The sequence below is a fragment of the Rappaport israeli genome, assembly GCF_001888055.1.
Classification (GTDB): Bacteria; Pseudomonadota; Gammaproteobacteria; order Cardiobacteriales; family Cardiobacteriaceae; genus Rappaport; species Rappaport israeli.
The window spans coordinates 1-6,597 of record NZ_LXHZ01000028.1; the positions used below are offsets into that span (position 1 = coordinate 1).

The 6,597-nt window shown below is 46.3% G+C and carries 9 protein-coding genes and 3 pseudogenes; 7 read left to right on the forward strand and 5 right to left on the reverse strand.

Translation table 11 applies throughout. The annotated features are described in order from the left end of the window. Positions 1–28 precede the first annotated feature (28 nt). Positions 29–378, reverse strand: a pseudogene (locus tag A5N84_RS09055) (type II toxin-antitoxin system PemK/MazF family toxin). Between the two features lie 36 nt (positions 379–414). Then, positions 415–624 (reverse strand): hypothetical protein, encoded by a 210-nt coding sequence (locus A5N84_RS09060; protein ID WP_072282120.1) that lies wholly within the window; start codon positions 622–624, stop codon positions 415–417. Between the two features lie 181 nt (positions 625–805). Between A5N84_RS09060 and A5N84_RS09065 the strand changes: the two genes are divergently transcribed. Beyond that, positions 806–1,177 (forward strand): pilin, encoded by a 372-nt coding sequence (locus tag A5N84_RS09065; protein WP_233120100.1) that lies wholly within the window; start codon positions 806–808, stop codon positions 1,175–1,177. Positions 1,178–1,365: 188 nt separating this feature from the next. Continuing rightward, a pseudogene (locus A5N84_RS13565) lies at positions 1,366–1,557 on the forward strand (hypothetical protein); the annotation flags it as partial. 83 nt (positions 1,558–1,640) lie between these two features. Here A5N84_RS13565 and A5N84_RS12240 read toward each other — a convergent pair. Continuing rightward, positions 1,641–2,114: a pilin gene (locus A5N84_RS12240; RefSeq protein ID WP_072282122.1), complete on the reverse strand. Its 474-nt coding sequence runs from the start codon at positions 2,112–2,114 to the stop codon at positions 1,641–1,643. A 380-nt stretch (positions 2,115–2,494) separates the two neighbouring features. On the opposite strand from A5N84_RS12240, the gene A5N84_RS10080 reads away from it, so the two are divergent. From A5N84_RS10080 to A5N84_RS11025, 3 genes are all read left to right on the forward strand, one after another. Continuing rightward, positions 2,495–2,767 carry an IS110 family transposase gene (locus A5N84_RS10080; protein ID WP_143324907.1) on the forward strand — a complete coding sequence of 91 codons (273 nt, stop codon included), beginning with the start codon at positions 2,495–2,497 and terminating at the stop codon, positions 2,765–2,767. After that, positions 2,748–3,476 (forward strand): transposase, encoded by a 729-nt coding sequence (locus A5N84_RS09075; protein WP_158008694.1) that lies wholly within the window; start codon positions 2,748–2,750, stop codon positions 3,474–3,476. The genes A5N84_RS10080 and A5N84_RS09075 overlap by 20 nt, the downstream gene beginning before the upstream one ends. Positions 3,477–3,736: 260 nt before the next feature. After that, positions 3,737–4,102: a hypothetical protein gene (locus tag A5N84_RS11025; RefSeq protein ID WP_198923919.1), complete on the forward strand. Its 366-nt coding sequence runs from the start codon at positions 3,737–3,739 to the stop codon at positions 4,100–4,102. Between the two features lie 302 nt (positions 4,103–4,404). Here the strand turns inward: A5N84_RS11025 and A5N84_RS11030 are convergent, their stop codons facing one another. Continuing rightward, positions 4,405–4,722, reverse strand: a complete 318-nt coding sequence (locus A5N84_RS11030) for a hypothetical protein (protein ID WP_078055693.1) — start codon at positions 4,720–4,722, stop codon at positions 4,405–4,407. A gap of 141 nt (positions 4,723–4,863) precedes the next feature. Between A5N84_RS11030 and A5N84_RS13570 the strand changes: the two genes are divergently transcribed. After that, the gene (locus A5N84_RS13570; protein WP_078055694.1) at positions 4,864–5,172 is read left to right on the forward strand and encodes a prepilin-type N-terminal cleavage/methylation domain-containing protein; all 309 of its coding nucleotides are present in this window, start codon (positions 4,864–4,866) and stop codon (positions 5,170–5,172) included. Positions 5,173–5,197: 25 nt separating this feature from the next. Then, the gene (locus A5N84_RS10350; protein WP_158008695.1) at positions 5,198–5,359 is read left to right on the forward strand and encodes a hypothetical protein; all 162 of its coding nucleotides are present in this window, start codon (positions 5,198–5,200) and stop codon (positions 5,357–5,359) included. A 179-nt stretch (positions 5,360–5,538) separates the two neighbouring features. Here A5N84_RS10350 and A5N84_RS09710 read toward each other — a convergent pair. Further along, positions 5,539–6,474, reverse strand: a pseudogene (locus A5N84_RS09710) (LptF/LptG family permease); the annotation flags it as partial. Positions 6,475–6,597 lie beyond the last annotated feature (123 nt).

Consider the following 6,597-nt stretch of genomic DNA (forward strand, 5'->3'; position numbering starts at 1 on the left):
GCTGCGAGGATACTGTTAAGCTAAAGATTTAGTGCATATTTGCACCAATAAGAGGCAAAATTCTAGCCAATACCTCACTCATCACATTATTCTGCGCTTTGCTAACAAATTTCACACGACGTTCTTGCCATGATAGCGTTTGAATAATGCCTGCAGCTACAACAGAGGGTTTATCTAAATTTTCAATTGCTACTTCTAACTTGCCGCCTCTAATACTGCTACTAATTGGCATGCAAATCAGTAATCCAGTTTGTTTATTGTAAAGCTGAGAAGATAAAACCAATGCAGGGCGATATTTACCAATTTCTTTTTTCTTTGCAGGCTCAAAATCTAAAAAGACAATATCACCCTATCAGGGACATAATTTTTATTTTGCATGATTAATTAAATTGTCAGTTGATGACTAGTAAAACATTACCAATCAATGCTTTGCAAATCACTAGCATCTAAATCGACTAATTCATCAGCATGTGCGGTATAAGGCGTCAGCCCTTGCAATAAGTCTTTTTCATGATAAACAGGGTTGTATTGCCTGACTTGAATTTGCGCACTTGGTTTAAAAATAATGGGTGCGCGTAAAGGTTTTCTTATGGGGAAAATAGAGTTTGGGATGATTTTAGGCATAAAACTTCTCTATATTTAATAGAAATGACTGTTGATTAGACCAAATTTTATACGCCAAAGTCAAACTAATAAGAAGCTATTTTCTAGCATCTATTGAAGTGCTTAAAAATGTATTGCGTGTTGAAATTATCACATAGTAAAAACTGCAAAAGCTATTAACAGTATCCTCGCAGCATTTGCAGTGCCAGCGTATCAAGATTACATTGCGCGCACACAAATGTCTGAAGGTGTTGTGCTAGCTAGCGGACAAAAAAGTGCTGTTACTGAATACCACGCTTCAAATGGTGCATTCCCAGCAAATAACACTACAGCTGGCGTAGCAGCAAAAGATCAAATTAATGGTAAATATGTTGCAAGTGTAGAAATAGCGACTGGTGTCATCACTGCGACAATGAAAAGTGCTGGCGTTTCTAAAGAAATTCAGGGCAAAAAAATTATTATGACCCCAACAGCGCCTGCAGCAACCGCGGGTTCATATACTTGGGCATGTACTTCTGATGCAGCACAAAAATTCCTTCCATCTAGTTGTACTACTACTACTACTTCTCCTTAACCTTAATTTAAATTTCATTGTCTGCAAAGACACGCATTGTTCAAGTTTTTTGTAGAGTATGTTGCAAATAAAGAAAGCGCCATTTGGCGCTTTCTTTTTGTCTTTAAAGCTGATTGCTAAATCATACTGATTTTTAAGAACGACAATCAACTGGTAAATATTTATTATTAGCAGATAAGAATGTTGCATCTATAACAGCCACTGCGGCAGCATCAGATGTAGGTGGCTCTTACGCATTGGAAGCAACATATCAGGCTAGTAGCTCAAGCGATAAAGTAAAAGACAAAACATTGACCAATACATATAAAACTTCTGATGATTTTTGGACTTGCACTACCACTCTACCTGATGGTGTCAAACTCAAAGGTTTGTTAGAGTAGCGTTTTATCATAAAAATTTAAAAATATTAAAAAATAAGCCCCACTTGGGGCTTATTTTTTAATTTATAGATAATAAGTTGTTATTATGAACAACCATTTGGTAAGACATCTGCATTTACACCATTTGCACCAGCAGCATCACCATTTTTACATTCCCATACTTTAGTTGCTACATTATATTCAAGATGTAAGAATTTTGATGCAACTTTATCGTTTAATCCAGAGTCATATTCAGCAACCAACAAACACTTCCCAGTTGCACCAGCGGTTGCACTGGCAGCTGTAATACCAGTGCCATTTGCCGTAATTTCTTTTACATATTTGCCTGCGGTAATTGAACCACTAGGAATTGCACACCCAGCACTTGCACCTTTACTACCAATTGCCTCAGTAACAGGAGTTTTCAATCCTGCCAACAACGCTGGACCTTCTGCTGCTTGTGTGCGTCCGATGTAATCCTGATAAGCAGGCACTGCAAATGCTGCGAGGATACCGATAATCGCTACTACGATCATTAATTCAATAAGGGTGAAACCTTTTTGCATTGATTTTTTCATTTTATGTTCCTTTTTCTAGTTTATTTAAAAAGACGAACTTTCGTCACCTATGGATATGCTTTAGGCGTGCCAATTTTTGTTTTATTTTTATTTTTCAGTGGGTTGTGATTTTTATTTTTGTGGGTTGAGTGGGGTTTGGCTTTGGGGTTTTGATTTTTATTTTTTCTTTTTTTTATATTTTTTCTGGGTGTTTGGGTGGGGCTTGGGGGTATAGTTTTTTGCCCGTTTGTGGGGTTGTCTGGTTTTCTCTGGCGTGGCGATGCGGTGTTTTGTGCTGGCGTGTGTCTGTGTTGGCGAGGCTTTGGCGGTTTCTTTTTCTGATAACTGGGTTAGCTCGGACGGTATCCTGGGCGTTTGAGCCCGTATTTGCGAGGTTGAGCATGGATAAGCGGTTATATGTGGGGATTGATATTGCAAAGCGGTCGTTTGATGTGGGGGTGCGTGGGGCGCAGGGGGCGGTGTGGCATGCGTCGTTTGATAATGAGGTGGCGGGGTTTGAGGGGTTGGCGCTGTGGCTTGGGGGGCTTTCTGTGGCACAGGGGGCGTTGGTGGTGCTGACGATGGAGGCTACGGGGGTGTATTGGGAGGCGTTGGCGTTTTGGGCGGTGGCGCGGGGGGTGGCGGGTGTGTGTGGTGAATCCTTTGCAGATTAGCGCTTATGCGCGGTGTGTGGGGCAGCGTAATAAGACGGATAAGTTGGATGCGTTGTTGTTGGCGCGCTTTGGGGAGCGGGAGTGTCCGCCGTTTTGGGCGCCTCCTGAGGCGTTGATGATGGAGCTTAGGGCGCTTTTGCGTGAGGTGCGTCATATTAAGAAGCAGTTGGGGCGGGAGGTGGCGCGGTTGCAGTCTGCTCCTTTGTGTGTGCAGGCGGTGATTGCGGAGTGTGTGGCGTTTTGGCAGGGGGCTTTGGCGAGGGTGCAGGCGCAGGTGATGGCGTTTATTGAGGGGTCGGCGGTGTTGAAGGCGCGGGCGCGGTTGTTGTTGTCTGTGCCAGGGGTGGGGGAGAAGACGGTGCCGTTTTTATTGGCGTATTTGGGCGATGGGTCGGGCTTTGAGAGCGCAAAGAAGGTGGCGAGTTTTGCTGGTCTTGCGCCTAAATTGCATGAGTCGGGGACGAGTGTGCGCGCTAAGGCGCGGATTGGGAGCTATGGGAAGGCGGTGTTGCGTGAGGCGCTGTTTATGCCTGCGCTGGTGGTGAGTTTTGGGCGCTATAGGGCGTTTGTGCCGTTTGTCGAACGTTTGCTGGCAAGCGGTAAACGTCGCAAGGAGATTGTGATTGCGGTGATGCGGAAGATATTAACGGTGGCTTATGGGGTGCTAAAAAGTGGCAAGCCGTATGACAAAATGCGTCATGCGGTGTAGTGTGGTTGGGGTGCGGGGCGGTTTGATGCGACGAAATACGGCAGGCGGTGGTGTGTTGGTTGGGCTGGGTGCTGGGGATATCTAGCGCGAAATAGACCTTGACGCGGATTTTATAGCCATATGGGTTTAAAGTAGCAAGATTAACATCAGCTGACGATTTGCGCGGATAAGGTGACAATTTTTGTTAAGTAAATAATATAAAAAACTTTTTCAGTAAACGTAAAAGGTAAACCCTTAACAGTATCCTCGCAGCGGTAGCATTGCCAGCGTATCAAAACTACACCAAGCGCTCTGCGAATAATGCTTGCTTAGCTGAAGCGCGCAGTGCATCAGGGCAAGTTGTTGTTGAATTGCAAGATCCTAACACCACTACAGGCACTACAGGTACTGCATTAGACACAATCTATAAAAATAATTCAGCTTGTACTGGCGCAGCAGTTGGCGCAGCGACAGCTGACGCAGTTGCGGCAACTACCGTTCCAAATACTGCAGTAACTTTGGGTTCTGATGCTACCAATACAATAATTGCTTTCAGCCCTAAAGCTCCTGGTGATAAATTCATCGAGTGTAACATTACTAGAGGTGGTTCTTGTGAAGTAACGACTAAAGGCGTTCAGGGTCGTTAATCCCTCTAGGTTTATCTAGGTTAAGAAATTAGCTGCTTGCCGTGATAGAACGATTCTTATCGGGCTATCACGGCAAAGTTAATTTAAAAGGTAAAACCCCACCTGCAAAACCAAGTGGCAATGGAGGCTTAGGTTTGTATAAAAGAAAGCGCCAAATGGCGCTTTCTTTTTGCGCATAAAAAATTTTTGCGCATAAAAAACAAGTTGGCTATGAATCCTAATCCGATTCTATCCATACAAAAAGACCCTCTAATTAGAGGGTCTTTCCACTTACTTTTGAGAGGTAAGTTAATTTTTAAAAATTAGCTCAACCTAGTACCAGTTAGAGTGCAGCTTGCATTTGTAGCGAAATTACATACTGCAAAACTACCTGTACCATTTTTAGGCGTGCCATTTACACCTTTAATTACGGTTGTTTGAGCATTTCCTGATCCGCTTGTTCCTGTTACTTTTGTAATGCTAGCACAAGCACCACCTGTTGGCGCAGCTGGCTCTGCTCCACGAATAGAGTCAGCGCTTGGATCAACCATCCAAGTATATAAAACGTTTGCATAAGCTTTGGTCTCTGCTAAACACGCAGTATCAGAAGAGCGCTTGGTGTAGTTTTGATACGCTGGCAATGCTACCGCTGCGAGGATACTGTTAAGTAGTGGGTGGTTTTATTGTATTGGGGAAATATTTCATCGCGCTTGTCTGGGCTTTTCTTTATAATCGCGCTTTGTGGGGATTGGGTTTTGTAGAAATTTATTAAAGGGTAGGGTATGAATAGAGAAAAAGGTTTTACGTTGATTGAGTTGATGATTGTTGTGGCGATTATTGGGATTTTGGCTGCGATTGCTATACCTTCTTATCAACACTATACAAAAAATGCGGCAAATAAGGCGTGTTTGCTGGAGGCGATTGGCGTAGCAAGGGATATGTTGTTTGAATTAAAAGAGAGTAGTAATAAAGAAAAGAGAATTAGTTTGAAGGCGGCGTTTGCAAATAGTAAATCTTGCGCCAGTGGTGAGGTGGGGGGGTTTTCGGGGGAGGAGTGGGTCGCGTGGATCGAGTTTTGGGGTAAAGGTTGATGAGGTTTCTTTCTCAAATGCTAATTTGCCTACGGGTCAGTTGGGGCGGCAGACTTTTGCGGTTACGCCTAAGAAACCAGGAGATAAATGGATTTTCTGCAATATTGGGTCTACGCCTACTGCTGCGCCGCATCCTGTGGTGGGCGCTAATGGGCGGTGTGAGATTACGGATAGGGTGGTGAAGTAGTTATTTTAAAATTGGGGGTGGATTAGAGCCAGTCTATTGACTGGCTTTTTTATGTGCGGTTTTTATTCGCGGTGGCTTTGTTGGTTTGTGGGGCGGTTTTTGCGGTGCTTAGCTTGGGAGTAGGTAGGCGGTGAGGTGTTGGAGGGTGTCGAATTGTGCTTTGGGGTGGTGTTGGCTTAGGGGTTGTCCGTGGTGGTAGCCGTGGGTGAGGGCGAGGGTGTCGATGTGGGCGCGTTGTCCAGCGATGAGGTCGTTTTCTGAATCGCCGATGAGGTAGGTTTGTTTGGGGGGGTGGTTGAGGTGTTGGCAAATGTAGAGGAGGGGGGCAGGATGGGGTTTGCGTTGTTTGAGCTGTCGCCGCCTAGGATGAGGTTAAAGTATGAGTGCCAGTTGAGGTGTTGGAGGATGGGGTCGATGAGGGCGCGGGGTTTGTTGCTACACAGGGCGAGGGTGTAGTGGGGGGCGAGTTGTTGCAGGGTTTGGTGGGAGTGGGGATAGGGGGTGGTGTGGCGGATGGGATGTTGTTGGTAGGCGGTAAGGTAGTGGGTTTGCAGGGAGTGGATTTGTTCTTCGCTGGCGGGGGTTTGCTGGATGTGGTGGAGGGCGTTTTGGATGAGGATGGTGGTGCCTTTGCCTATCCATGTGCGGATTTTCTCTGGGGTTTGGGTGGGGAGGTGGTGTTGGCTTAGGGCGGTGTTGAGGGCGGCGCTGATGTCTGGGAGGCTGTCGATGAGGGTGCCGTCTAGGTCGAAGATGAGGAGGGTTTTGTTTGTGTTCATGAGGTTGTCCTTGGGTTGGTTGGGGGTTAATGGCGCTGTAGCCAGTAGAGGGGGGGGAGGGCAAATAGGATTAGGGGGAGGAGGGGCGCCAAGGGGCGCTGGGAGGTGTAGGAGGAGGGTGAGGTTGGCGAGGATGCCTGAGAGGATGTAGTAGCTGGTGCCTAGGAGGATGCCGATGATGAGGCGGGTGCTTTGTTGGCTGTGGCGGCTGTGATTAAAGACGAAGGGGAGGGCGAGTAGGAGCATGGTGGCGGTGGTGAGGGGGTGGAGGAGGTGTTGCCAGTATTGCAGGCTTTCTTTTTGGTGGTTTAGGTGGTTGGCTTTGAGAAATTGGATGAGGGTGTGGCGCTGGGCGAGGGTTTGGTTGGGTTGGTGGGTGTTAAGGAGTTGGAGGGTTTTGGGGTGAGGGTGGTGGTGCCATTGGGGGTTGGCTGGGGTTTGGGTGTGGCTTTGGGGGGT